This window comes from Haematobacter missouriensis, from assembly GCF_000740775.1.
Classification (GTDB): Bacteria; Pseudomonadota; Alphaproteobacteria; order Rhodobacterales; family Rhodobacteraceae; genus Haematobacter; species Haematobacter missouriensis.
In genome coordinates, this window is record NZ_JFGS01000011.1 from 34,309 (window position 1) to 60,185 (window position 25,877).

A 25,877-nucleotide genomic window follows, 5' to 3' on the forward strand; every position below is an offset into this window, starting at 1 on the left:
GTTCCAGCAGTCGGGGGAGCGTCAGTCACGGGTTTCCTGCGGATCGACACCCCAGATCGTCGTCTTGGGAACCCAGCCGTCGGAGCCGGAGGCGGTGATCTCGCACCAGTCGGGCAGGCACTTGCCAAGCCGCGCGATGACGCCTGCCTGAGCCTCGGCGACGACACGACCGTCTTCTTGCGGGCGGGCACGAAGCGGGACCATATCGGTCTCCACGAGGACGGTGCGCACACCCGACAACAGCGCGAAATGGATCCAGCCCCCAACCCCGTCCCGATCCTCGACCCGCCGCCAGTTGCCGTGTTCCGCCACAACCCGGAGCGGCATGTCCCGCCGGGTGAACACCCAGTCGATCCGATGCGTGAGCGAGGGTCCGCGCCGCACGTTTCCCTCCGATGTCTTGAGTGACACGAAACGTGGGACAGGCAGATTGGTGACGACGCCACGTTCCTCCTCCTGAGCACGGACCATGCCCGCCAGAAGGATCGCGATGACTGCGGCGATGACGCAGAAGACGACCTGTTTCATAGTATGTGCTGCCCGCTGGTCTCGTTGGACCCGAATCACGCCTTGTGGCGTCTGCTCAACGGCAGGATTTCATCTGGCCGCTGCGAAGGCCAGCAGGATTTGACGATGCGCATACCGGGAAGGGGCTAGGCCTGTTCAGCGATGCGTGGGGATCATGCGTGGCGGTGTCCATGGGAAAGGGGCGCCCTCCGGCGCCCCTTCATATCTGAGTCTATGCCCGGATCAGTTGCGGCTCTTGTCCACCATCTTGCCCTTGGAGATCCAGGGCATCATGGCGCGGAGCTTCTCACCGACCTGCTCGATCTGGTGCGCGTCGTTGATGCGGCGGGTCGCCTTGAAGTAAGGCTGGCCGACGGCATTCTCCTGCATGAAGTTGCGCACGAACTTGCCGTTCTGGATGTCGGTCAGCACTTCTTTCATGCGGGCCTTGGTTTCCTCGTACGGAAGCACGCGCGGGCCGGAGACGTATTCCCCGTATTCCGCGGTGTTGGAGATCGAGTAGTTCATGTTGGCGATGCCGCCTTCGTAGATCAGGTCCACGATCAGCTTCACCTCATGGAGGCATTCGAAATAGGCCATCTCCGGTTCGTAACCTGCTTCGACCAGCGTCTCGAAGCCCATGCGGATCAGCTCGACCAAACCGCCGCAGAGCACGGCCTGCTCGCCGAAGAGGTCGGTCTCGCATTCTTCCTTGAAGGTCGTCTCAATGATACCCGAGCGGCCGCCGCCGATGGCGGAGCAATAGGACAGGCCGATCTCCAGCGCCTTGCCGGACGCATCGTTCGCCACGGCGACAAGGCAGGGCACGCCGCCGCCCTTCACGAACTCACCGCGCACGGTATGCCCGGGCCCCTTCGGCGCCATCATGATGACATCGATGCCCGGCTTCGGCTCGATCAGGCCGAAGTGGATGTTCAGGCCGTGAGCGAAGGCGATGGCGGAGCCTTCCTTCAGGTTGTCATGAACGTATTTCTTGTAGGTCTCGGCCTGAAGCTCGTCGGGCATGGTGAACATCACGAGGTCGGCCCAGGCCGCTGCTTCCGCGATCTCCATGACCTTAAGACCTTCGGCTTCGGCCTTCTTGGCGGAAGCCGAACCGGGACGCAACGCGACGACGACGTTCTTTGCGCCGGAATCCCGCAGGTTCAGCGCATGCGCATGGCCCTGGCTGCCATAACCGAGAATGGCGACTTTCTTGTCCTTGATGAGATTGATGTCGCAATCACGATCGTAATAGACGCGCATCGGGGCGCCTCCTTCTGCTGATTTATGGGGCGGATCATAAACGTCATCAGAGTATGGCGAATGCAAACACGCGAAACATTCGAAAATAATCGATATTTCAATTCTTCATATTAGGAATTACTGTCATATTCATGCTCAACGACACCGACAGGCGCATTCTCCGCCACTACCTTGCCGATCCCGACGCGCCCGCGCTTCGGCTGGCGGAGCGGGCGGGCGTCACGGCCGCCACTTTTTCCCGCCGGCTGGAGCGGATGCGGGAGGAGGGAGTCGTGCAGGGGGAGCAGGCGATCATCGACTGGCGTGCGCTCGGCTGGGAGGTGGAGGTGAGCCTGCGGTTCACGCTCGACAAGACCGATCCCCGCGCGTTCGACCAGTTCCTCGCCGCCGCGCGGGAGGTGCCGGAGGTCGTCGCGATCCAGACCTTCCTGGGCCGCGTCGATGTGCGGCTGTCGGTCATCGCCCGCGACATGGCGCATTATCAGGAGATTTATCGCAACCGTATCCTGACGCTGCCGCATATCGCGGATATCGAGGCGCTGATGCTTGTCTCCGTCATCAAGGATGCGGAAACTCTGCCGCTGTGATCGAGCTCGACGATATGGACCGGCGCCTGCTGCGCGTTCTGGCGGAAGATGCCCGGCTGTCTGCGGGAGAGGCGGGGCGAAGGCTGGGCCTGAGCCAGCCCGCAGCCTGGCGGCGGCTGAAGCGGTTGACGGAGGCGGGTGCGATCCGGGGGCGTCGGGTGCTGCTCGACCATCAGGCACTTGGCTTCGGGGTTACCGTGTTCCTGGGCATCAAGCTCGCCACGCGCGGGCGAGTCAGCCTCGACGATTTCGAGCGTGCCGTGACAGCTATCCCAGAAGTGCTGACAGTGCAGCATGTGCTGGGCGTCTTCGATTATCGCCTGCGCGTCGTTGCCCGTGACATCGTGGATTTCGAGCGCATTTTGCGCCGGCGGATCATGACATTGCCCGGAGTGGGGCAGGTGGAGGCGAATGTCATGCTCTCGGAGGAGCATCGTCCGGGCCCGCTGGGATAACCCCCTCGGTCGGGTCGCTGGCACGGAAGGCCAGCATGGCGGACCGGACGCGCAGAAGGTAGATCAGCATCGGTTCCCATCCCGGATCGACGGAACGCTGGAGCTGAGGCAAAATGTCCGTTTTCAGCCCGTTTGCAAGGTCGGAAAGCATGTCGGCGACGCCGGGGGCGGCGCCTTCCTTTCGTAGAAGGTCTACACCTGCCTCCGCCATGAGGAGAGAGGATGCGTAGAGCCGTATCGATTGGGACTCGTAGATCTCCGTCACATGGCTCACCCGTTCGGCGGACAATCGGCCGCGGAGCGACCACCGGGCCTCCTGCCGGGCGGCGGCGGTGCTTTCTCCCAGCGCGACCACCGGGGCATGGGTTTGGGAAATGACTTTCAGCGCGGCCTCCGCACCGAGTACGTCGCCCTTGCCGATGGCATCGCCCAGTTGCCGCAAACCGGCCGCTAGCTGTGCCGTCATCGCGGCGGCGGATCGCTGGACAAGGGTGACCGGGTCGCGCGTGAACAGCACCTGACTGAACAGAAGGCCCACGCCGGTGCCGGTCGCCACGTCGATCAGGCGCGAGAGACCGGCGGTCTGCGGCCCCATGGCCAGAACCAAAAGCGCTGAGACGCCAGCCTGAATCGGCACAACGGCGGGCTGGCCGTAACTTGTGGCGATCATCATCGCGACAAAGCTGACGACGGCCAGGCGGAGAACCGGATAGGTGTCCGGAACCAGCAGCAGGCCCAGTTCCCCCACCACCGTCCCCGTGACCACGCCCGACATCAGGCCGATGGCTTGCCGCGCGTGGCTGGGCAGAGCGGGCGACAAGCAGACGATCGCGCTTACCGCCGCAAAGACCGGCCGGTCGTGACCGAAGACCCCATGTGCGATGACCCACGCCAGCGTTGCGCCCGCCGCGCTTTCCAGCGCGTCAAGCCATGTGCCATGCCAGCGGTCAAGAACGCGCGCCGCGATACCGCGCATTGCCACCCTGTCAGACGCGGACGAGCGGCGTGTCCACCAGATGCTCCGCGAGGAACCAGCATTGAAGCTCGTTCGTCCGTATCACGTTGGACACGAGCACGTCGTTGGAGCCATCGTCGCCCTGTTCCTGAACCTTCTCCGCGGCGTCGTGGGCGTCGATCAGGATCATCTCATGTGCTTCGAGCAGGCGGGAAAGCATGGCGGGCACTTCCTCCGCGCCATTGGGAGCCCGGGGAATACGGGTGATCTCCGCCACATGTCGGGGGTCGCCGACGGCGATGCCGCCCAGCGTCTGGATCCGCTCCGCGACCATGTCGATAAGTTCGAGCTGCTCGCCCGCATGCTTGTCCAGCAGGAGGTGGAGCTGGTAGAAGGTCGCGCCCCGCATGAGCCAGTGAGATTTCTTGTAGAAGGCGTGGAGGATTTGCGTGTCGGCCAGCACCTGGTTCAGCCGCTCGCAGGAGTAGAGCCGTGCATTGTGCGACAGGCCCAGCGGGAATTGCCGTGCTGTGCCGAACTCCTGAATGATCCGGCCTTCCTGATGGAGCCACGGCTGGCTCGACATGTCTTCGATGGTTTTGCGTTGCTTCGCCATTCTGGCCTCCAGCCCAATAGGTGCGGATGCCGAGACGCTTCGCGCACCGACGCGCCCCGGCGGAGGAGGATGTAGGGCAGACGACGCTTCCGGCCAGTGGCCGGAGGCGGTTTCCGTCAGTCCACGCCGCGATAGGGCTGAACGTATTGCAGCGCCATGTCCCAGGGGAAGAAGATCCAGGTGTCCTGGCTGACTTCGGTGATGTAGCTGTCCACCATCGCGCGCCCTTTGGGCTTTGCATAGACGGTGGCGAAATGCGCTTTTGGGTAAAGCCGGCGCACGAGCTCCAGCGTCTTGCCGCTGTCCACCAGATCGTCGATGACGAGAATGCCCGTGCCGTCGCCCATCAGTTCTGCCTGCGGAGCTTTGATGACGTGGGCATCCCCTTGCGACTGGTCGCTGTAGGATTTGACGGAGACGGTGTCGATCACCCGTACGTTCAGTTCGCGCGCGATGATCATGGCAGGCGCCATGCCGCCGCGGGTGATCGCGACGATGGCGCGCCAGCCGCCCGCCTCCGACTCCGGCCCCTTGCCGTCGAGCCGCCATGCCAGCGCGCGCGCGTCGCGGTGCAACTGATCCCAGCTGACGTGAAATCCCTTTTCATGCGGCAGACGGTCGTTCATGGCGGTTCCCAATCAGGTGGCGGCGATCTTGATACCGAGGGCGACAAGGAAGGCGCCGAAGGTGCGATCGATTACAGGTTTCAGCCCGGCATAACCGCGTTGGACGCGGTCCATCGAGAAGATGCGGGCGACAAAGGCATTCCACAGCGCCTCGTTCAGGAAAACGGCGATGAGCACGAGAGCCAGTGAAAGAGCGGAGGCCCCGCGGGGGATCGTGCTGACAAAGACCGCCCCGAAGAACACGGCGGGTTTCGGATTGGCAAGCTGGGTCGCGATGCCCAGCCACACCGCGGACAGCGGCGAGCGGGATGCGTCGCCTTCCGTTGCGATTGCCGGAGTAATCGTCATGTCGGCCGGATCGCTCGCGTGACGCCACATCTTGATGGCGAGCCAGATGAGATAGGCCGCGCCGCCGATCTTCAGCGCCCAGAGCAGGCTCGGCGCCAGCCGAAACAGCACCGCCAACCCGAAGAGCGCCGCCGTCGCCCAGAACACCGCGCCCAGCCCCAGCCCGACCGCGAGCCACGCGCCGCGCCGCGCGCCCTCCGTCAGCCCGACCCGCGCGGCCATCAGCACCGCCGGACCGGGAGAGATCGCGGCCAGCAGATGGACGAACCAGACCGCGAGAAACGCGGCGAGCGTCATGTCAGCTCTCCTTGCGACCGGCAGTCGCGTCGATATCCGGCGCGTCCACCGCTTTCATGCCGACGGCATGATAGCCTGCATCCACGTGCAGCGTCTCGCCCGTTGTGCCGGTTCCGAGGTCGGAAAGAAGATAGAGTGCCGCCTTGCCCACCTCCTCCTGCGTGACGTTGCGCCGGAGAGGGGAGTTCAACTCGTTCCATTTCAGGATATAGCGGAAATCACCGATGCCGGAGGCGGCCAGCGTCTTGATCGGGCCGGCGGAAATCGCATTCACGCGGATTGCATCTTTGCCCAGATCCTCGGCCATGTAGAGCACGGAAGCCTCCAGCGCGGCCTTCGCGATGCCCATGACGTTGTAATGCGGCATGACTTTTTCCGCGCCGTAGTAGGTCAGCGTCAGGCAGCTCCCGCCCTCCGTCATCAGCGCGGAGGCGCGCTTGACCGCGGAGGTGAAGGAGAACACGGAGATGTCCATCGTCATGCGGAAATTCTCGGCGCTCGTATCCACGTAGCGGCCGCGCAGTTCGTTCTTGTCCGAAAAGCTGATGGCATGAACGAGGAAGTCGATCTTGCCCCACACCTTTTCAAGCCGGGCAAAGAGCGCATCCATGGAGGATTCGTCCGCCACGTCGCATTCGATGATCTCGGTCACGCCGATCTGCTGGGCCAGCGGCTGCACCCGCTTCAGAAGCTGTTCGCCCTGATAGGAAAGCGCGATCTCCGCCCCCTGATCGGCGAGCGCCTTGGCAATGCCCCAAGCGATGGATTTGTCATTGGCCAGGCCCATGATCAACCCGCGTTTGCCCGCCATAAGACCCGTCATCGCCCAATACTCCCTGCTTTGCTTCGATACCGGAGGTTAGCGGGCACCGGGCCCGATATCCCCGGACCTTTAGGCGATTGCCTTTTGGTCATCAAGGGTGACAGGATGCGCGGCCCGACGATCCCCCGCGTTCGGCGGGATCGGGAAGCGCCGCGTGAAGCTTCGATGAAGGGCAAGGATTCAATCGGATATGACAGACAGAAACGGTATCTTCGCGGGCGAAGACCCCTTTGCCATTGCCCGACGGTGGCTGGCGGAGGCCGAGGCGACAGAGCCGAATGACCCTAATGCCATCGCGCTCGCTACCGTGGACGCGGAAGGGCTCCCGGATGTCCGCATGGTTCTGCTGAAGGAAATCGGTGAGGATCGCTTCACCTTCTATACCAACTACGGCTCCGCCAAGGCGCAGGAGATCGAGGCGACCGGCAAGGCCGCCTTTGTCCTGCATTGGAAAAGCCTGCGCCGGCAGGTGCGCGTAAGGGGCCGTGTCGTCCGCAATGACGGTGCGGCAGCGGACGCCTACTTCGCCTCCCGCTCCCTTCAGTCCCGGCTCGGCGCATGGGCGTCGCAACAGTCGCAGCCGCTGGAGAGCAGGGGCAAGCTGATGGCCGAAGTCGCGAAAATCACCACACGGCTGGGACCGCGCCCGCCGCGCCCTGAGTTCTGGGGTGGTTACGACATATTCCCCTCCCAGATGGAATTCTGGGCCGATGGAGCCTTTCGCCTGCACGATCGCTACCGCTGGAGTCGTGCCGAGATGGAGGGCGACTGGGAAATACAGCGGTTGTATCCGTGAAACGCCCGACATGCGGGCCGCGAGAGCACCGAAATACAGGATTTAATGGTCATTGTGTCAGTGTACACGATAATTCTCTTGAACTTGCGAGAGAATACCGTCCAACTTGCGCAAAAAACAGAAGACCTTGGGACGACTTCTGACATGACCGAAACGGACAAAGACACCCGCCTCGTTCGCGGCTGGGTCAAGTGGTTCGATCCCGACAAGGGATTCGGCTTCGTCGTGTCTGATGAAGGCGGGCCGGATATCCTGCTGCACGCCAATGTTCTGCGAAATTTCGGCCAGTCCTCTGTAGCGGATGGGGCCGGCATCCAGATACTCTGCCATGCCACTCCCCGGGGAATGCAGGCCGCGCAGGTGATGGAGGTGTCGCCTCCGCCCCCGGTGCCGCTGCCGGTTCTGGAGGATCTGGCCTCTGCGTCGATGGAGGAATTGCTGGGCAATCCATTGGAACCTGCGCGGGTCAAGTGGTTCGACAAGGCAAAGGGATTCGGCTTTGCAAATGTCTTCGGTCGCACCGAGGATGTGTTCGTCCACATAGAGGTGCTGCGCCATTCCGGTCTGTCCGATCTTCAGGCAGGGGAAGCGGTCTGCCTTGGGGTGGTCGAAGGTCGGCGCGGGCGCATGGCGGTCCGCATCGCCTCGTGGGAGGCTGCGGTGCACCAGAAGGTCGTAATGTTGTGAGATCGTTTCTGTTCGCGCTCGCGCTGAGCGCAGCCGCTGGGTCCGCCGGGGCGGAGGCGGTCTGTCGCCCCGACGCAGTGGAAATTCGCGGCCCGCGGGGAGAGACTCGTTTTTCCGTTGAACTCGCGGACACGCCCGACAGTCGCGCCTACGGGTTGATGAACCGCACGAGCCTGCCGAAGTCGAACGGGATGCTCTTCATTTATGAATACCCACAACATGTCTCCTTCTGGATGCGCAATACGCTGATCCCGCTGGATATGATCTTTCTTGATGCGCGGGGAGTCATCACCAGAATCCACGAAAATGCCCGCCCACATGACGAAACGGCCATTGATGGCGGTTCCGGTGTGCTGGCGGTGCTGGAGATCAACGGGGGACTTGCCCGTCGGCTCGGCCTTGTTCAAGGCGGTGTGATGCGTCATCCCGCCTTCGGGGCGGACGGCGCGTGGCCCTGCGGAAGCTGAACCCGCTTTTTCCCAAAACGCCTCTTTCCAAATTTCGCGCGCCTCTGTAGGAACCATTCGAACGGGGCGTGGCGCAGTCTGGTAGCGCGCTGGTTTTGGGTACCAGAGGCCGGAGGTTCGAATCCTCTCGCCCCGACCACAGGCGGCTTTATGTGCTGCCGGGGAACTCATTTCGACACTTTCTGCCCAGAACTGGAATCGGTTTTGCAGGTTGATTTCCGCAACGCCGCGGGCGTCAATCAGGCTCGCGCCTGAAGCGGGCCGAAAGATTGGTACCGTCCCGGACAGCTTACCCACCACAAGCAATGTCAGTTTGAGCGGTCACTCCACATGGCGACTGCAAGGCGGAGGGTGCGGCCGATGACGGGCTTCCCATCGATCATGAAAGGCGGCTGGTTCTCTTAAGGGCGATTGAAACGTAAAAGGGCGCGCCTCAGCCTGCCGCTGGCACGTGACAACTCTTCCTGTGGGCTCGCGGTATCGCTGGCGGCGGACGGCCCGATTTCTGCGCGCGGGTAATGCCCTGAATTCAGGACAAGACATGCGCGGCACACGGACGGCGTACCTTGCCACAGGGACACTTTGTCACGGATCAGCTCACAACCATCTGATATGCGGGCGTGATCTCCGCTTGTCTTTGTTCCGGGCTCAGTGATAATCGCGCATGAACGGGCTGACCTGCCACCCCTCTTAGCGGTCGGGAGAATGGCGGTTCGCAGCCCCTCTCACGCGCGGATCGAGCGAATGAACCTGATCGCCTTTCTCTCCGTGCTCGCGGGTCTCTTCGTCATCATCGCGCTGGGGGAACCGCTGGCTGCGCGCCTGCGCATTTCCTATACCGTGGTTCTGGCGATGCTGGGCATCGCCATCGGCGCTGGGGCGAGCTTTCTGCTTTCCACCGACATCACGGACGCGCTCAACCCGCTCGCCCTTTCAGTGTTGAGCCTGCCGATCACTTCCGAGGCGTTTCTCTACATCTTCCTGCCGACACTCATCTTTCAGGTATCGCTGACACTCGACCTGCGGCGGATGGTGGAGGATTGGGTGCCGATCACGGTCATGGCGATCGTCGCGGTGGTCGTCGCCACATTCGTGATCGGCCTGTCGCTGGACCCGTTCACCTCGCAACCACTGGTCGTCTGTCTGCTGATTGGCGCCATCGTGGCCACGACCGATCCCTCTGCGGTGGTGGGCATCTTCCGCGACATCGGCGCGCCGGCCCGTCTTTCGCGGCTCGCGGAGGGCGAGAGCCTGATGAATGATGCCGCCGCGATCGCGCTGTTCAGCGTGTTCATCACGCAGATCCTGCCTTGGGCGCCGCAGGTCACCGTGGGCCATCAGGTGGCCCATTTCGTCGTGCTTCTGGTCGCGGGGGCGCTGACGGGCTATGCGCTGGCGGTGATTGCCGTCGTCGCGATGGAGCATCTGCGGTCCACCCCGATGGCGATGATCTCCGTCTCGCTCGCGCTGCCCTATCTGACCTACATCCTCGCCGAACATGCCCTGCACGTCTCCGGTGTGATCGCGGTCGCGGCCGCCGGGATGACGGTGAACCTTCTTGGCCCTTCGCGGATGCCGCCGGGGCAGTGGCGGTACCTCACCGATACGTGGGAACTGCTCTCCCACTGGTCCGGCTCGCTCATCTTCATTCTGGCCGCGATCTTCGTGCCGCGGCTTCTGCATGATGTGAGCTGGCACGACGGGCTGCTGCTCCTGGTACTGATCGTGGCGGCGACGGTCGCACGGGCGCTGGTGCTGTTCGGGCTGCTCCCGCTGATGACGCGGCTGCATCTGTCACCCCCCGTCGCCCCGGCCTATCGCACGGTGATGCTCTGGGGCGGGCTGCGCGGGGCGGTCACCCTTGCACTGGCGCTCGCAGTGACGGAGCACGAGCTTGTCGCGGCGGAGGCCAAGCATACCGTTGCCGTGCTTGCCACCGGGTTCGTGCTGTTCACCCTTCTCGTTCAGGGGACGACGCTTCGCTGGCTGATCGGCCGTCTGGGGCTGGACCGTCTGACGCCGATAGACGAGGCGCTCCGCGATCAGGTTGTGGCAGTCGCGTTGCAGACGGTGCGGGAGGAGGTCGCCGACCTGACCCAGCGGCAGCACCTGACACGGGAGATCGTCCGCTCGGAGGCCAAAAGCTTCGGCGCGCGGATCGACGGCGCGGTCAAGACGGCGGAGGCCGCCGATGAGATCCTCGACCGTGACCGGCTGACGCTGAGCCTCGTCACGCTCGCCAGCCGCGAGAAGGAGATCATTCTTGAGGCATTTCGCGACAGGGAGGTGTCGTCAGCTCTTGTGGAGCGGCTTCTGCTGGACGCGGACCGGCTGATCGAAGCGACCCGCGCCGGGGGCAGGGGTGCCTACCGCACGCAGGCGCGCGCCAATCTCGCCCCCGGCCGGGCCTATCTTCTGGCCTTTAGGCTCCACCGGCAGTTCGGTATCTCGTTTCCTCTGGAGCGGTTGATGGGGAGCCGGTTCGAGGTTCTGCTGAGCACCCGCATGTTCCTGCGCGATCTGCATGATTTCGTGAACACCAAGATCCTGCGCATCCATGGCCAGCGCGTGACCGACATCCTCCACGAGGTCCTTTCGCGGCGCGAGGAGGATCTTGAGCGGGACATCGAAGGGTTGCGGCTGCAGTATCCCGGCTTTTCGGAGGAGTTCGAACGCCGATTCATCCGGCGCGCCGCCCTGCGGTTCGAGGAGAGCGAATACGAAACCGCCTATGCCGACGGGCTGATCGGGGCGGAGCTTTACGGCTCGCTCACACGGGGTCTTGCCGACCGGCGGGAGGCCAATCAGGTTCGCCCCAAGCTGGACCTGCTGCTTCAGCGACAGGAATTCGTCAGCCAGATCCCGATGTTTCAGGGGCTGGAGCCGCAGACGCGCGCGCGGCTCGCACGCGCACTGGTCAACATCTATGTCGAGCCGGGGGAAGTCATCGTTCATCGCGGCGATCCGGCGAATGCGGTCTATTTCATCGCGTCGGGCGCCGTGGAGCTTGATGGGGCCGCACCGCAGAAGATCCGGCTGGGCAGAGGGGACATGTTCGGAGAGCTGGCGATTTTCGCCCGCCGCCCGCGCCGGACGGCGCAGGTTCAGGCGATCACCCATTGCGCGCTGATGATGCTCAGCGAGCAGCACTTCCTCCATCTCGTCAGGGGTGAGCCCAGCCTTCGGGCGAAGGTCGTGGCGCAGGCGTCGGCGCAGGGAATGGACGCCGAGAAGGTGGAAGCGATGCTCGATCGGCGCGGCTGATTCTCGCCCTTTCCCTGCCGGTTCTCCGTTCCGCCTGTGGATAACTCTGTGGGGAAGGCGGAGACGACTCGGCCGCAATCCGCCAGAAGCCGGTCAAGGTCATAAACCCGTGGAAAACCTGCGAAATCCGTTGACCGGCCAACGCCGCTTGGGCAGTTTGTAGGCAACAAGAAGCGGACCACTACATCTTGTGGTGGTCATGGAAGGCTCAACTAGCCCCGATCCGCGATGAGACTGCCCGCGGCTTACCGCATGGGCAGATGGCGGAGCCATATCTGCGGCGCGGGACGCGGGGGATAACCGGTCGGCGACGGAGACGCAAGCATGAGGATCGAGAGGCAGTTCACGGTCGAGGGGCGCGACGTCTATGATCGCATTGCCTTTCGCGTGACCCGGTCCGAGCAGCGAAATCCGTCGGGGGAAGTGGTGTTCCGCTGCCGCAAGCTCGAGGTGCCGGAGGGTTGGAGCCAGGTGGCTGCGGATATCCTCGCGCAGCACTTTCTCCGCCGGAGCGGCGTGCCCGCGCGGTTGCGCCGTGTGCCGGAAGAGGGTGTGCCGGAGTTCCTGTGGCGCTCGGTCGCCGATGAGGCGGCTCTGTCCCACCTGACCGAAGCCCGCCGTTTCACGTCAGAAACCTCCGCACGGCAGATGTTCGACCGCCTCGCCGGAGCATGGGCTTACTGGGGGTGGAAGGCGGGATATTTCACGGCCGAGGCAGACGCGCGGGCCTATCACGACGAGATGCGGCACATGCTTGCCCTGCAGATGGCGGCGCCCGACGCCGCCCAGTGCAGCCAGACGGGCCTGCACTGGGCCTATGGCATCGACGAGGCGGGTCGCGACGGCATCGCGGTGGACCTTGCCACGGGTGAGTTGCGCAGGACGGATTCCCTCGAACGGCCCGAGGCCGGGGGGGTGGCCATCCTCTCCATGCCCGAGCCGGAGGATGCGCCTGACATGTGGTCGCGTGAGGCAGGCCTTGTCCGCGCAGGTGTTCGCTACGGGGTGAACGTGGCGACGCCGCCCGCCGGTCCGGCGGGAATGATGGCGCAGCTTGATGCCGGTGACCGGCTCGCCGGGCTGGCGCAGGGGAAGGGGAGCGTCCGCCGCCCGGCGCGGCTCGCATTATGCGACGCGGATCATCCCGAGGCTTCCGAGTTCATCGAATGGAAATCGGCGGAGGCGCACAAGCTCGCCAGTCTGACGGCGGGATCCCATCTGATCTCCGCGTTGGTAAGCGATATCCGCCTCGCTTTCCGCCGGGGGGGGCCGGACATCACCGGCAATCCCGCTTTGCAGGCGGCCATACGGGCTGCGAAACGCGGGATGGTGCCTGACGATGTGATTCAGCGCACGCTTGCCGAGGCGGTTGAAGGCCGCGCGCCGCGCATTGCCACGTTGGAGGCTGACTGGGACGGCAAGGCCGCAGCAACTGTCTCCGGCGCGCGAACCGCGACGGCCATCCGGCTGTCGGACACCTTCATGCGCGCAGCGACGAAGCCCGCCACCCGCGCCGGCCGGGAGCGGCGGCTGCAGGATCGCCTCGCCCGGGCTGTCTGGGCCACGTCCGAACCTGGGGCGCTGTTCGGGGATACGATCAACGGCTGGAACACTTGCGCCCAGGAGGGCGGGATCGACGGCGCCTCCCTCGATGGTGACTTCATGTTCCTTTCCGACACTGCCGCGATGCCTGCAACGTTAAATCTCCGCGGTTTTCTGGGGCAGGATGGGTTCAGGACTGCAGCCTTTTCCCACGCGGCGCGGCTCTGGGTGCTGACGCTTGATCTGTCGCTCTGCATGATGCGGCGGGGCGATGTGCTGCTCGCGGCCCGATCACAGGAGTACCGGCCGCTGGCGCTCGGGCATGCCAACGCGGCGGGCCTTCTGATGGCAATGGGCCTCGGCTACGCTACCGCTGAGGGCCGTGCCATGGTCGCTGCCATTACGGCGTTGATGACCGGAACTGCCTATGCCGCCTCTGCCGAACTTGCTGGGGAGAAAGGTGCCTTCCCGGCCTGGTCGCGGAACGCCCGTTCGATGCTCCGCGTGGTGAAGAACCATCGTCGCGCGGCAGAGGGAGAAGGCGCTTTTGAAGGGCTGGGTATTCTGCCGTACCCTCTGGATGCAGACTGCTGCCCCCAGCCGGACATTGTCGCACGTGCGCGCCTCTGCTGGGACGATGCGGTTGCCGCCGGTGCGGGGCATGGGTTCCGCCATGCACAGGTGACGGCGCTCCGGCGTGATCCCGTCACGGATTGCTTGCTGGACTGCGATACGAGCGGCATCGCTCCGGCAAGCGCGCTGATCCGCTGGGAGCCCTCCCCAGAGGGCCAGCCGCACCGCGCTCTCGCCGCGGCGGTTGATGAAGGACTCGCTGCGCTCGGCCATCCCCGGGTGGAGATCGCCGCGATCACCGCACATGTCATCGGTCACGGCAGTCTGGAAAATGCGCCGGGGATCAACCACACGAGCCTTCTCGGACAGGGTCTGGGTGCCGGAGAACTGGCACGGGTGGAAGCGGCGCTCGGTTCCGCTACGCATATCCGCTTCGCGCTGACGCCTTGGACGCTGGGGCTCGGCTTCTGTCGGGAAGTACTGGGGCTGCCGGCGGCGCAACTGGCGGACCCGGCTTTTGATTTGCTGGCCCACCTCGGCTTTTCTCCCGCCCAGATCGCTGCAGCGAATACCTATGTCTTCGGCACGGGGACGTTGCACGGCGCGCCCTTCCTGAAGGCGGCGGATCTCCACGTGTTCCATTGTCTGGATTCAACTGGTGAAGGCGGGGTGGATGCAGCGTGCCAAATCCACATGATAGCCGCGGCACAGCCCTTTGTTTCCGGCGGTATCGGCGGTGTTCTCCGTCTGCCCGCTACGGCTGCTGCCTCCGACTGCCTCGACCTCCAGACGCTGGCTTGGTCGCTGGGCCTGAAGGGGATCACCCTATCGCGCGACAGGTCGCAACAGGATCCCGCGCTCGCCGCCGTTCTGGAGGAAGCCGAGGAGTCGCTTGCGCTCCCGGACCCCGCCGCAGCCACGCAATCCCTGCTTGGTCGTAACTTTCGCACTACGTGACCCGAAGTCGCGCACACCGGCCGCTTTGAAGGGGGTGGCGGAAGAGGTGCCCGCCAGTATCGCGCTTCATACTGTTGCAGGGCTTCTCAAAGTCCCCGCTGTGTAACGATTATCTCCTCTTCTCTTGCCGCGGTGCGTTGCATCCGGTTGTCATCCGCGCCATTGGGGATGGCGGGTAGCATGACGGGTGGCAATGCCAAGGGTTGCGAAGGAGATGTCGGCGCTTGAGGTGAAGCGGCTCGCTCACCCAGGCGAGGGCGGGAATGCGCTGTTCGCGGTTGGCGGTGTTGCCGGTCTCATGTTGCAGATCACACCGAGCGGTGGACGTTCGTGGCTTCTTCGGACGGTCGTCGGAACCCGCCGCCGTGAGATAGGGCTGGGGGCGTTTCCGGAGGTTTCGCTCGCACAGGCCTGGGATCGGGCTCGTGAGGCAAGGGCAAAATCCGTCAAGGCGTCGATCCGGTCGAGGAAAGAAAGGCGGCCAAGGCCACGCTCGCTGCCGCCCAGCATCGGGGGCTCACCTTTGCCGAGGCAACTGATCGCTATCTGAGAGCGAAGCTGGAGGCCTTCCGAAATCCCAAACATCGCGATCAGTGGCGCAATACGCTGACCACCTATGCGCTTCCTCACATAGGGGAGATGCTCGTTCAGGACATAGCCGTCCAGGACGTCTTGCGGGTCCTGAACCAACCAGTCGATGGGAGGGAGGCAAGCTTCTGGTCCGAGAAGACCGAAACCGCTTCCCGCTTGCGCGGAAGAATCGAGTCGGTTCTGGCATGGGCCACGGTGGCGGGACACCGAAACGGCGACAATCCAGCCCGTTGGGCCGGCAACCTGAAGGAACTCCTGCCAGCGGCATCGAAGGTTGCCAAGCAGGACAATCAGCCAGCCCTTCAGATCGACGAGGCTCCCCGATGGATGGCGGCGCTCAGAGGGCGTGAAGGCATGGGGAGTCGGGCACTGGAGTTCGCAGCCCTCACGGCGGCACGATCGCAGGAAGTGCGGGGGGCCACATGGGAAGAAATCGACCTGAAGGCGGGACTTTGGACCGTTCTGCCCACGCGAATGAAGATGGCGCGGGAACATCGCGTGCCGCTGTCGTTGACAGCAATTGCGCTGCTTGAAGCGCTGCCGCGCTTTGCGGACAACCCGCTCGTATTCCCCGCGCCGCGTGGCGGGCAGCTGTCAGATATGACGCTGTCGGCGACGATGAAACGCTTGCACGAGGCGGACATCTCGTCCGGCGGCAAGGGCTTTCTCGACCGGGTCAGCAAGCGTCCGGCTGTTCCGCACGGCCTGCGCAGCGTGTTTCGGGACTGGGTGGCAGAGCGGACAAGCTACCCCGGCGACATGGCCGAGGTTGCGCTGGCCCACCGCGTCGGCAATGCCGTCGAGGCCGCATACCGGCGCGGCGACATGGTCGAAAAGCGGCGGGCGATGATGTCGACATGGGCAGAATACCTAGCTGGCGCGGTGCCAAAGGACGCAAAGATAATCAACCTGAAATGAGCATGAACATGGACACTGAACTCTGGCGCTTCGCGAGCGATCTTTCCGTCGTGGACGCGGCCATTCTTCTTGGCGGTGGCGATCCGGGGGAGAAGGACTGGGAGGACAACGGCACGCTCTACGGCGAACGCTATCAGGTGCAACGTACGAAAGGTCACCCAGGCTTTACCGCCATGTTCTCCACGCTGGCGAATGCTGTGCGAGAGGGTAGCCTTCCTGCCGCCCACGCCCATCGGGCGGAGCCCGGCGGATGGGTGGGTTCAAGTCTGCACGGCGACATCTGGATCATAAGCCGATCTGATATTGAACTGCTCCGCAGTCGGCTTGACGCCGATCCGTTCGATCAGACGCCCTTTGGTGGGGCATACAGTATACGGGTGCAAACCGAACCTGACTGGACCAAGACGATGCTTGCCGTGCGAGACCTCAAGACCTGGCTCTCAAAGCGCGGGCTCACCAAGAACTTTTTCTTCCCGCCCGAACCAGCAGCAGCGACAGACGCCTTTTCCGATCCTTCCCACCCGCGCTTCTGCCCTGAACTCGACTTTGCGATGCGAGCTTGGCGCGCGATGGCAGACGAGGAGATTCGGACGGGAACACCCAAACAGGCTGTCGAGCGCTGGATGAAGCAACACAAGGAAGAATGGCGCGGGCGCGACGCGCTGGAGGTCGGAAGCACTCAGTGGAAACGCATCGCGACGATGGTGAATTGGCAACCCGAAGGCGGAGCCGGAAAAACTGGCGGCTAACCGCACGCGGCCGGGCAAAAACTGACGCGGGTTAATATATTGATATTAAAAAACGTTTTTCTATCCGTTCCGGAAGCGCGTCCTTTCTGAAGGATTTACCGTCCTGAAAGGGCGCGCAGTTATCTGGAACCTCGAGTCCACTCAGCTGATGCTCAAGGCCGCCCTTTGCGGCACCTCTCTCCGTACAACGACAACCTGCTACGGAGGGCAACATGCGCATCCCCGAACTCTTCCTCACCGACGCGCAGCTTGCGCAGCGCTACAACGTCAATCGTTCGACGATCTGGCGGTGGATCAAGTCCGCCCCGAATTTCCCTCAGCCGGTGAAGCTCTCGCCGAACTGCACCCGGTTCCGTCAGTCCGAGATCGACGTCTGGGAAGCCGGTCGCACCTCGGCGGCCTGATCCATCTTCGGCAGAGGGAGGGGGGCAGCACCCCGCCCAAAGCCCGTCACTGAGAAAATCCAAAATGAGTGCTATCGAACTCACCGGTGTCCTCGGAGGGCACTGGAAGGGCCAGTATGGCCTTGCCTTCTGCCCTGCGCACCACAACACTAACACCCCGGCCCTGAGCATTTCCCAGGGGGCGGACGGTCGTCTCTTGTTCTATTGCCACGCGGGCTGCCCGTTCTCCGCTATCTGCGATGCGCTCCGGGATCGCGGCCTGCTCGCGGGCACCCGGCGTGGACCGCAGATGGACGGCGGCGAACTGACCCGTCTGCAGGCGGAGGCGCTCCGCAAGGCCGACAAGCGCGCGCAGCAGGCGCGGGCGACCTGGGACGAGGCCCGCCCGATCGAGAGCACGGTCGCGGAGTTCTACCTGCGCAACCGGGCGATCACCTGCGCGCTGCCGGACACCCTGCGCTTCCATCTGGCCTGCTGGCACCCCAGCGGTCAGCGCCTCCCGGCCATGGTGGCCCTCGTACAGGGCGCGGAGCGCTTTGCCGTGCATCGGACCTTCCTGCGCGCCGATGGCACCGGCAAGGCGGAGAAGGCGCCGGCCAAGGCGATGCTCGGAACAGTCGCGGGCGGGGCTGTCCGCCTCACCACGGGCAATGGCACGCTCGTCGTGGCCGAGGGAATCGAAACCGCCCTGAGCCTCGCCAGCGGCCTCCTCCGGGCGCCTGCGACCATCTGGTCGACCCTCTCCACCTCCGGCATGAGCGGGCTGCGCCTGCCCGCTAAGCCGGGCCGACTGACCATCGCCACCGACGGGGATGGTCCCGGCCAAGCGGCGGGCAATGCGCTCGCCGAACGGGCGGTCGCCCTGGGCTGGACCGTCAGCCTGCTTCCCGCGCCGCACGGGCGCGACTGGAACGACATTCTCAAGAACAAGGAAGTCGCGGCATGAATGCGCCCGAACACACCTCCACCTTCGCGCCGGAAGCCGTGCCGTACGTGGCGGAAGGTCCCCAACCGCTCGTCCGGGACATCCCGCGCGGCAACCCCTATCCGGTGGAGGCATTGGGGCCGCTCCGTGCGACGGTGGAAGCGGTCCAGGACATCACACAAGCACCCGCTGCGATTGCAGCGCAATCGACCCTTGCGGTCGCCTCACTGGTTCTCCAGCCTCACGCCAACGTCGCCCTTCTGGCTGGAAGCACCTCGCCACTTTCCCTCTTCCTGTTGACCATCGCGGACAGCGGCGAGCGCAAATCCTCCGCCGACCGTCTGGTCATGCTCGGGGTCCGTGCCTTTGAAGCGGCGCTGGACAAGGCCTACCGGGAGGAGAGCGTTGCACAGGCCGTCGCCCGCGATATCTGGAGCACCACGCGCAAGCGGCTGCTGACGGAGGCAAGCGGCTCCAAAAAGGATAAGGCGGCAGCAGCCAACGCTGACCTGCGGGCGCTTGGTCCGGAACCAAGCGCGCCGCTGGTTCCCATGATCACGAGCCAGGACCCGACGCTGGAAGGACTGCTGAAGCTCTACCAGATCGGTCGTCCCTCGATTGGCCTTTTCAGTGATGAGGGGGGGTGGGTTCATTGGCGGCCACGCCATGAACTCCGATAACCGACTGAAGACCATGGCGGGTCTGTCGCAGCTCTGGAACGCCGACCCGGTGAACCGTGTTCGCTCCGGCGATGGGGTGAGCAGCTATCCGGGGCGTCGCCTCGCTATGCATCTCATGGCCCAGGCCATTGCGGTCCGTCCGCTGCTCGCGGACCCGCAGGCATCCGGGCAGGGCTTTCTGGCACGTTTCTTGATCACGGAGCCGCCCAGCGCCATCGGGACGTGCCTCCGTCGCGGACACGCCCCTGCCAGCGACGCAGTGCTGAAGGACTTCTCGGCACGCGTGATGTCGCTGCTCAATGCCCCGCTGCCGACCGGTGATCATCCTCAGGAACTCATGCCGCGTCGCCTGCTGCTCTCGCCGGCCGCGGAGGAACTGCTCTGGCGCTTCCATGAGACCATCGAAAAGGAGCAGGGGCCCGGAGGGGCGCTGGAGCATATCCGATCCTTCGCCAGCAAGGTGGCGGAGCAGGAAGCACGCCTTGCTGGTATCCTGACGCTCTGGGCCGATTTCGATGCGGTTGACGTGAAGGTTGAAGCCATGGGCTGCGGCATCACGCTGGCCCAGTTCTATCTGACGGAGGCGAAGCGGCTGGTCGAGGCGGGTCTGGTTTCGGCAAAGACCGCGCAAGCCGAAATGCTGCGGAAATGGCTGCTCGAAAGCTACCCGAAAGACTGGGTCACCCCGAGCGATATCCTGAAGCTTGGCCCCAATGCGATGCGCGAACGGGCCAAGCTCAACGAGCCGCTGGCCATGCTGGTCAAAGCGGGCTGGCTGGTTCGTCTGAACGATGGTGTGGTCATTGCGGGCAAGCCGCGCAAGGAGGCCTACAAGATCGTGCGGGGATCGAATGTTCTTTGATGTCCAGCAAGCGCTGTCCGAAATCCTTCGCGGGGTTTCGGACACTGCTATTCCCGCTATTCCCGCTATTCGACCCACGCCGGATAGCAGGAATAGCGGGAATAGCAGCCCCCTCCCGACGGGGAATGTTTCCTGCGCCCCGCCTGAGACCCTTCCGAACGTGTATTCCAAACACGGATACTCCCTGTCGGGCGACCCGCTGAGCTGGACCGGACGCAGCGTCAGCAGCGAGGAGTGGCAGAGCCTTTCGGACTGGGACCTTGATGGTCCCGACGGGCGGTACTTCTGTGGCAAGTGCCGTCAATGGGTCGCGCCTGATGAAGCCTGCTATGGCGAACGGCTCTGCGACCGGATGGACGAGGCGTAGCTGCCTGAACTGACCTGCGAACCGGGGTGCGCACCGCTTGAGGGCCTGCGCACCCCGAACTTTTTGTCCCAACTAGCGATCTTTCGGGCCTCAGCCCCCCGCATTCGCACCCCCGCGGGAAGGACCCATTGCCATTGGCGCGGGTGACGGGCCGGTGCTCGGATCGACATTGGCGGAAGGCTTTGGCCCAACGGCTACGTTGCAAAGGGCGGAAAGCGGTCTGACGGCAGTGCGGCATGGCAGAGGCAGCAACCTGGTAAAGCGGTCATTCGTACGCGGCACAGCGATCCGCCTGCGCCCCGACCCGTGTCGGGCGGGAAGCCCACATACGTCGATGCGGCGTAGCGCCAGCAGCAAGCTTGTCGGAGCAGTCGTTCGGGCAGACCGCAGCTAGATCGCGGTCAGATTGGACGTGAGGGTGGAGAGCTGAACGATCGCATTGCGGGACGGCGCGGCGGCGATGCCGGTAATGCAGTCAGCCAAGCAGGTTGTCGCTTAAGTGGGATTCGGTGTGAGTATAGTAGCTACCAGAGTTTTGAAAGGTTTACAGATCTGGTAGGCACGGTTAGCCTTATGATAACGGCACCTTGACGTCTATGGTGTTGAAAAATCAACCGGTGATAGTCAGATGAAAATACTTACTATATTTAACAATAAGGGTGGCGTTGGGAAAACTACCCTTACCTACCACCTATCTAATGCATTTGCGGAAATGGGGCAGAAGGTCCTATTGGTGGACTTGGACCCTCAATGCAATTTGACCATAACGGCCCTCAAAATGGAGCAAATACACGACATTTGGGCCCCCGAAGATCCTTACATGGATGATTTTGGGGCTGCGTCTGCCAATATCGATGAAATGGTTAAATCTCCCAGATCTATTCACTTCCTCTTGAAGCCAACGGAGGATGGGAAAGATGATATCGAGGATCTGCCGCCGCCCATTCATTTAGCCGATAATTTAGACATTATTCCCGGAAGGCTAACACTTCATCGCTTTGAGGCTAAAGTCAGCGAGCGGTGGAATAGTGTCTACAGTGGTGATCCGCTTGCAATACGTACGATAACCAACATTAGAAAGTATGCGCATCAATACGCAGAGGTGTACGGCTACGACGTTGTCGTGTTTGATACCTCGCCAAGCTTAGGTGCATTGAACAAGAACATACTAACGCTAGCGGATGCGTTTCTGATCCCCTGCACGCCGGACCTGTTTTCAGTCTATGGAATCAGGAATATCGGGCAGTCACTGGATGAGTGGTCCAAGCAATTCGATACTGTTTTTAATGTTATATCTACAACAAAGAGAGAGCAGTTCCCGGATCACTTTGTGAAGCTCATAGGTTTTACGATTTACAACGCCAAGAAATACGATGGCCCAAATAACGATTTGCAGTTGGCCAAAGCACATCAGCATTATGCCTCCCAGATACCGGACACAATTCGCAACTTTATTTCGCAGGATGTTTCGTTGCCGTTTAGTGACATTTTAGATGAGTCCATCGGTGGAAACTCTGTCATTCATACTCATAATACCTTTCCAAGTATGGCTCAGAGATACCATGTGCCCATGTGGAAAATTCCAGACATAGACGTTGAGGAGGAAGATAAAAACACCGTGCGGGGTAACTCGACAAAGTTCCGCGCGACGCGGCGAGCCTACCATAATTTTGCCGCAGAGGTTCTCCAGCGCCTTGATGAGGTTTGAGCTATGATCGAAGGCGCCAATGAGACTATTGAATCTTGCTTGTCAGCTTTTCGAGCGAAAAAACATGCGATAGATGCATTTCGTGCCAGTGTGGAGCTTCTATTCACGAATAATCCCGAGCTTCAACATAAAGGGCGGCAGATTGTACACTCAACAAAATCACGCATTAAGGATGAAAATCACTTATCCGAGAAACTGTATCGGAAGATTAGTGCGGGCAGACAAATAGCTGAGGATAATTTCTTTTCAGAAATTACTGATCTGGCTGGTGTGCGCGTCTTGCTTCTGTATCAAGAAGACTTTGCAATTATTAACCGTATCATAAGAAATAAGATCGAAGCTGATGGGGATTGGTTCCTTGCTGAGCTGCCCATGGCCTATACATGGGATCCAGAGAGCACCGCGTTCTTTAAGAACCACGGCGTTGACCCCAAAATTAAAGAGAGTTCATACACCAGCGTTCACTACCTCGTTCGCCCGCACGAAAAGATTCCAATTCATTGTGAGATTCAGGTTCGCACGTTATTTGAAGAGATCTGGGGTGAGGTAGACCACCATCTGAATTACCCTGCCAAATGCGAAAACCCCGCACTAACAGAGCAAATAAAGGTATTGTCAAAAATTGTCGGCGCAGGAAGTAGACTCCTTGATTCCATTTACAGGGTGGACGAGGCCGACAGGAAGTAATCGCGGGTGGATTCAGCGTTTATTTCGCGTTCGCATTTGAATACCTTGAAAACTGCTCTATTTATACGTTTCGCCGCATCAAATGTGACTGACAGCTTCGTCCCGTTTGGAAATCTTCAGGGCGGTGGTTCCGCTACGGTGCCAAACAAGTGTCGGCTTCGGGCGCTGCGGCTGCGCAGCAGGGGCCGAAGCCGACCGTCAGATAAGGGCCGATTGATTGCTATGGAGCAATACGACCGGCAGCTTCCGGGATTGCGGCAAAGCAGCATCGGTTGGGTCTGACCTTCCACAATAGGCCGACCGGCGCGGAACGCGCCGGTCGGAATAGTTTTCTAAAGGTCGATCCCTTCAGAGAGCGTCAAAGCATCCTCGATGTCGACACCGAGATAGCGCACCGTGCTGTCCATCTTCGTATGGCCAAGCAGCAGCTGGACCGCCCGTAGGTTTCCGGTCTTCTTGTAGATCTGCGCCACCTTGGTTCGCCGCATCGAATGCGTACCGTAGGCGCTAGGTTCCAGGCCGACCGACCCAACCCATCCCCGGACGATCCGGGCATACTGTCGCGTCGACAGATGCGGACTGCCATGGATTCGGCTGGGCCAAAGGAACTCCAGGCCGATCATTTCGGGGTCGTGGATCCAGCGCTCGAGAGACAGCCGCGTCGTTTCGGTGATTTCGAACCGGACCGGCTTCGCGGTCTTGCTCTGGATCATCGACGCTCGTTCCTTGACACGCCCAGCAGCGAATACATCCCGGACCCTGAGGCTTACGAGATCGCAACCACGCAACTTGCTGTCCACGGCCATGTTGAACAGCGCTAGGTCACGCAAATTACCTGCCATCTCGAGGCGAACGCGTATGGACCAGACATGCCGGGGTAGAAGCGGGCGTTTCTGGCCAACAATGCGTCCCTTGTTCCAAGGCGCACGGACGGGACGAAGGATAGGAAGAAAATCAACGGGCATGGGACTACCTCCAGTCCACCGGCCCCACCCTTCTTCGGTCATGCCGACCGCGAGATTGTATCACGTTTTGGGCCAAGAAGGGCATCGTCGGCCTGAGTGCGCACGGATGCAGGTGCGACCGTCTGCTCGCGACAATGGCCGACGAGGTCCGTCATGCCAATGCGGATCGCACCTACTGTAGCGCGTGTTGGCGCAAAGAGCCCAAAAAGCTCCGTTGGCTCTGGCTTGTAAAATCGCCGGGTGACCCCTACTTTTGAGACATCCTGAAACTGGAGATGCTATCAACATGGACCTGAACCTCGCCGCATTCGCCCCTTCGATTCCGCTGCGAGAAGTTCTGTCCCATGCCTGCATCCGTTTCCCTCTCCGGCTTGTCCTGGTCCACGCCTGACGACGCGCCCCTTCTTACCGACCTCAACCTGACTTTCGGTCCGGAACGCACCGGCATCGTCGGGCGCAACGGCATCGGCAAGAGCACCCTCCTTCGCCTGATTTCGAGGGATCAGCATCCGGCTGCGGGGCAGGTCCGCGTGACCGGAACCTTCGCGATCTTGCGACAAGAAGCGATGGAGCAGCCCGATGACGTCATCGCCGATCTTTTCAGCGCACGACCCGCGCTGGATCTGCTTGACCGGGCGGAGTCGGGGCTTGCCGATGCCAATGAACTGGCAGACGCGGATTGGACCCTTCCCGAACGGATGGAGGCGGCGCTTTTGCGCTGTGGCTTGTCGGTCGGTCCGCAGACCCTCTTGGCGACGCTATCGGGCGGTCAGCGCAGCCGTGCCGCCCTTGCCGCCCTGATCTTTGCCGCACCGGATTTCCTGTTGCTGGACGAACCGACGAACAATCTCGACCGGGACGGGCGCAAGGCGGTGATCGACCTCATCCGGGGTTGGACAGGTGGTGCGATCATCGTCAGCCATGACCGCGAACTTCTGGAAGAAATGGACGCCATCGTTGAAATCACTTCGCTTGGCGCGGCCCGGTATGGCGGGAATTACAGCGATTTCCGGCAGCGGAAGGACATGGAGTTGGACGCGGCAGCACGTGACCTTGCCCATGCCGCGAAAACCCGCGCCGACGCGGCCCGTCGCGCGCGAGAGGCGAGCGAACGCAAGGCACGCAAGGACAGTGCCGGACACCGGGCGCGCGCGCAGGGCGACCAGCCAAAAATCCTGATGGACGCCGCCAAGGAACGGGCTGAGGCGTCGGGCGGCGCAGGTGTCCGTCTGCGCGATGCCCGGCGCGATGCCGCAGATAAAGCGCTGACCGCCGCCCGAGAGAAGATCGAAATCCTTCAGCCCTTGCGTATGGACATCCCCCCAACGGGCCTTGCGACCGGCAGAACGGTGCTGCGACTAGAAAGGGTGACCGGCGGCCATGACCGCGATCATCCCTTGATCCGTGACCTGTCGCTGACCGTGACCGGTCCCGAGCGCATTGTCATTACAGGGCCGAATGGCAGCGGAAAGACGACGCTTCTGAAGATCATCACCGGACAGATCGTGCCGCAAAGGGGCCTCGTGGCGCTTTCGGTGCCATTTGCCGTGCTGGATCAGCATGTCCAGCTGATCGACCCAGCCCTGTCCCTTCGCGACAATTTCTGTCACCTCAACCCCTTGGCTGATCCTCATGCCGCGCACGTGGCACTGGCTAGGTTCGGTTTCCGCGCCGGGGATGCCTTGCGTTACGCAAGGGAGTTGAGCGGCGGCGAGCGTCTGCGCGCCGGTCTGGCCTGTGCCCTCGGCGCCACCCCGCCGCCGCCGTTGCTGATCTTGGACGAGCCGACCAATCACCTTGATCTGGATGGTATCACAGCCCTTGAGGCTGCGCTGGCTACTTATGATGGGGCTCTTCTAGCGATCAGCCATGACACGGCATTCCTTGAATCCCTCGCACCGGACATGACGATTGATCTTGGGCCATGACCGCTTCGTCCGCATAGCTGACGGTGGCGGTGCGTTCCGGCCGCGTCGAGCCTGAGCGGCCGCTTTCTGGCGTGCCGCCCTACACGGTTCCTGCTGTCTGACCGGCGGCAATGGGCCGATGACCCCTGAACGCTACTCTGGTAAGTGCAGAATCCGCTCCGCCACATCATGGCCTCAATCCCCGCGTGGACGGTCAGCGTCAACGTGACGCGTATCACAAAAGCCGATGTGGCAGAGAGCGCCGGCCGAAGGCTTACAAAAGGTCCCGGGAATTGGCCCTAGTTTCTACCGGACACTGGGACATAGCCATCGCAGCCATCGGCACCG

General features: G+C 62.5%; 26 protein-coding genes and 1 tRNA gene. 19 read left to right on the top strand and 8 right to left on the bottom strand.

Annotated features, from left to right (window positions below):
• Window positions 1–21: 21 nt before the first annotated feature.
• Window positions 22–528, bottom strand: a complete 507-nt coding sequence (locus tag CG51_RS08815; RefSeq protein WP_035744044.1) for an SH3 domain-containing protein — start codon at window positions 526–528, stop codon at window positions 22–24.
• Window positions 529–750: 222 nt separating this feature from the next.
• Window positions 751–1,773, bottom strand: a complete 1,023-nt coding sequence (gene ilvC, locus CG51_RS08820) for a ketol-acid reductoisomerase (protein WP_035744046.1) — start codon at window positions 1,771–1,773, stop codon at window positions 751–753.
• Window positions 1,774–1,904: 131 nt separating this feature from the next.
• Between ilvC and CG51_RS08825 the strand changes: the two genes are divergently transcribed.
• Entirely contained in the window at window positions 1,905–2,360 is a 456-nt protein-coding gene (locus CG51_RS08825) for an Lrp/AsnC family transcriptional regulator (RefSeq protein ID WP_035744048.1), read from the top strand.
• Window positions 2,357–2,815 (top strand): Lrp/AsnC family transcriptional regulator, encoded by a 459-nt coding sequence (locus CG51_RS08830; RefSeq protein WP_035744050.1) that lies wholly within the window; start codon window positions 2,357–2,359, stop codon window positions 2,813–2,815. Before CG51_RS08825 ends, CG51_RS08830 begins: the two co-directional genes overlap by 4 nt.
• Here CG51_RS08830 and CG51_RS08835 read toward each other — a convergent pair.
• From CG51_RS08835 to fabI, 5 genes are all read right to left on the bottom strand, one after another.
• The gene (locus CG51_RS08835) at window positions 2,775–3,791 is read right to left on the bottom strand and encodes an FUSC family protein (protein ID WP_035744052.1); all 1,017 of its coding nucleotides are present in this window, start codon (window positions 3,789–3,791) and stop codon (window positions 2,775–2,777) included. The genes CG51_RS08830 and CG51_RS08835 overlap by 41 nt on opposite strands.
• A gap of 10 nt (window positions 3,792–3,801) precedes the next feature.
• Entirely contained in the window at window positions 3,802–4,386 is a 585-nt protein-coding gene (locus tag CG51_RS08840; RefSeq protein ID WP_035744054.1) for a Dps family protein, read from the bottom strand.
• A 116-nt stretch (window positions 4,387–4,502) separates the two neighbouring features.
• The gene (gpt, locus tag CG51_RS08845; RefSeq protein WP_035744056.1) at window positions 4,503–5,012 is read right to left on the bottom strand and encodes a xanthine phosphoribosyltransferase; all 510 of its coding nucleotides are present in this window, start codon (window positions 5,010–5,012) and stop codon (window positions 4,503–4,505) included.
• 12 nt (window positions 5,013–5,024) lie between these two features.
• A complete protein-coding gene (locus CG51_RS08850; protein ID WP_035744058.1) occupies window positions 5,025–5,657 on the bottom strand; it encodes a LysE family translocator in 633 nt (210 codons plus the stop codon).
• A 1-nt stretch (window position 5,658) separates the two neighbouring features.
• The gene (fabI, locus tag CG51_RS08855; protein ID WP_035744060.1) at window positions 5,659–6,480 is read right to left on the bottom strand and encodes an enoyl-ACP reductase FabI; all 822 of its coding nucleotides are present in this window, start codon (window positions 6,478–6,480) and stop codon (window positions 5,659–5,661) included.
• Between the two features lie 190 nt (window positions 6,481–6,670).
• Here fabI and pdxH point away from each other — a divergent pair, with 190 nt between their 5' ends.
• From pdxH to CG51_RS08930, 16 genes are all read left to right on the top strand, one after another.
• Complete coding sequence (pdxH, locus tag CG51_RS08860) at window positions 6,671–7,276, top strand: pyridoxamine 5'-phosphate oxidase (RefSeq protein WP_035744062.1); 606 nt, start codon at window positions 6,671–6,673, stop codon at window positions 7,274–7,276.
• 144 nt (window positions 7,277–7,420) lie between these two features.
• Window positions 7,421–7,963: a cold-shock protein gene (locus CG51_RS08865; RefSeq protein ID WP_035744064.1), complete on the top strand. Its 543-nt coding sequence runs from the start codon at window positions 7,421–7,423 to the stop codon at window positions 7,961–7,963.
• Entirely contained in the window at window positions 7,960–8,430 is a 471-nt protein-coding gene (locus CG51_RS08870) for a DUF192 domain-containing protein (RefSeq protein WP_035744066.1), read from the top strand. Before CG51_RS08865 ends, CG51_RS08870 begins: the two co-directional genes overlap by 4 nt.
• 62 nt (window positions 8,431–8,492) lie before the next feature.
• Window positions 8,493–8,569 (top strand) — tRNA-Pro (locus CG51_RS08875).
• A 605-nt stretch (window positions 8,570–9,174) separates the two neighbouring features.
• On the top strand, window positions 9,175–11,694 hold the full coding sequence (locus CG51_RS08880; RefSeq protein ID WP_035744068.1) for a cation:proton antiporter: 2,520 nt from the start codon (window positions 9,175–9,177) through the stop codon (window positions 11,692–11,694).
• 324 nt (window positions 11,695–12,018) lie between these two features.
• The gene (locus CG51_RS08885) at window positions 12,019–14,766 is read left to right on the top strand and encodes a vitamin B12-dependent ribonucleotide reductase (RefSeq protein ID WP_051930301.1); all 2,748 of its coding nucleotides are present in this window, start codon (window positions 12,019–12,021) and stop codon (window positions 14,764–14,766) included.
• A 298-nt stretch (window positions 14,767–15,064) separates the two neighbouring features.
• Window positions 15,065–15,316 (top strand): Arm DNA-binding domain-containing protein, encoded by a 252-nt coding sequence (locus tag CG51_RS21040; protein ID WP_338085910.1) that lies wholly within the window; start codon window positions 15,065–15,067, stop codon window positions 15,314–15,316.
• An 8-nt stretch (window positions 15,317–15,324) separates the two neighbouring features.
• Window positions 15,325–16,275 (top strand): tyrosine-type recombinase/integrase, encoded by a 951-nt coding sequence (locus CG51_RS21115; protein WP_423785209.1) that lies wholly within the window; start codon window positions 15,325–15,327, stop codon window positions 16,273–16,275.
• Window positions 16,272–17,024 (top strand): hypothetical protein, encoded by a 753-nt coding sequence (locus CG51_RS08895; protein ID WP_156961336.1) that lies wholly within the window; start codon window positions 16,272–16,274, stop codon window positions 17,022–17,024. Before CG51_RS21115 ends, CG51_RS08895 begins: the two co-directional genes overlap by 4 nt.
• Before the next feature lie 212 nt (window positions 17,025–17,236).
• Window positions 17,237–17,428, top strand: coding sequence for a helix-turn-helix transcriptional regulator (locus tag CG51_RS08900; protein ID WP_035744072.1), 192 nt, complete (start codon window positions 17,237–17,239; stop codon window positions 17,426–17,428).
• A 64-nt stretch (window positions 17,429–17,492) separates the two neighbouring features.
• Complete coding sequence (locus tag CG51_RS08905) at window positions 17,493–18,374, top strand: DUF7146 domain-containing protein (protein ID WP_035744074.1); 882 nt, start codon at window positions 17,493–17,495, stop codon at window positions 18,372–18,374.
• Window positions 18,371–19,033, top strand: a complete 663-nt coding sequence (locus tag CG51_RS20915) for a DUF3987 domain-containing protein (RefSeq protein WP_035744076.1) — start codon at window positions 18,371–18,373, stop codon at window positions 19,031–19,033. The genes CG51_RS08905 and CG51_RS20915 overlap by 4 nt, the downstream gene beginning before the upstream one ends.
• Window positions 19,020–19,895 carry a DUF3987 domain-containing protein gene (locus CG51_RS20920; protein WP_035744078.1) on the top strand — a complete coding sequence of 292 codons (876 nt, stop codon included), beginning with the start codon at window positions 19,020–19,022 and terminating at the stop codon, window positions 19,893–19,895. Before CG51_RS20915 ends, CG51_RS20920 begins: the two co-directional genes overlap by 14 nt.
• A 160-nt stretch (window positions 19,896–20,055) precedes the next feature.
• Window positions 20,056–20,262, top strand: coding sequence for a hypothetical protein (locus CG51_RS20015; protein ID WP_143412918.1), 207 nt, complete (start codon window positions 20,056–20,058; stop codon window positions 20,260–20,262).
• Between the two features lie 628 nt (window positions 20,263–20,890).
• Window positions 20,891–21,970: a ParA family protein gene (locus CG51_RS08925; RefSeq protein ID WP_035744082.1), complete on the top strand. Its 1,080-nt coding sequence runs from the start codon at window positions 20,891–20,893 to the stop codon at window positions 21,968–21,970.
• A 3-nt stretch (window positions 21,971–21,973) separates the two neighbouring features.
• The gene (locus CG51_RS08930; RefSeq protein ID WP_035744083.1) at window positions 21,974–22,657 is read left to right on the top strand and encodes a RelA/SpoT domain-containing protein; all 684 of its coding nucleotides are present in this window, start codon (window positions 21,974–21,976) and stop codon (window positions 22,655–22,657) included.
• A 332-nt stretch (window positions 22,658–22,989) separates the two neighbouring features.
• Here CG51_RS08930 and CG51_RS08935 read toward each other — a convergent pair whose 3' ends face one another.
• The gene (locus CG51_RS08935; RefSeq protein ID WP_035744084.1) at window positions 22,990–23,622 is read right to left on the bottom strand and encodes a tyrosine-type recombinase/integrase; all 633 of its coding nucleotides are present in this window, start codon (window positions 23,620–23,622) and stop codon (window positions 22,990–22,992) included.
• Between the two features lie 344 nt (window positions 23,623–23,966).
• Between CG51_RS08935 and CG51_RS08940 the strand changes: the two genes are divergently transcribed.
• Window positions 23,967–25,550: an ABC-F family ATP-binding cassette domain-containing protein gene (locus tag CG51_RS08940; protein WP_035744085.1), complete on the top strand. Its 1,584-nt coding sequence runs from the start codon at window positions 23,967–23,969 to the stop codon at window positions 25,548–25,550.
• Window positions 25,551–25,877: the final 327 nt, after the last annotated feature.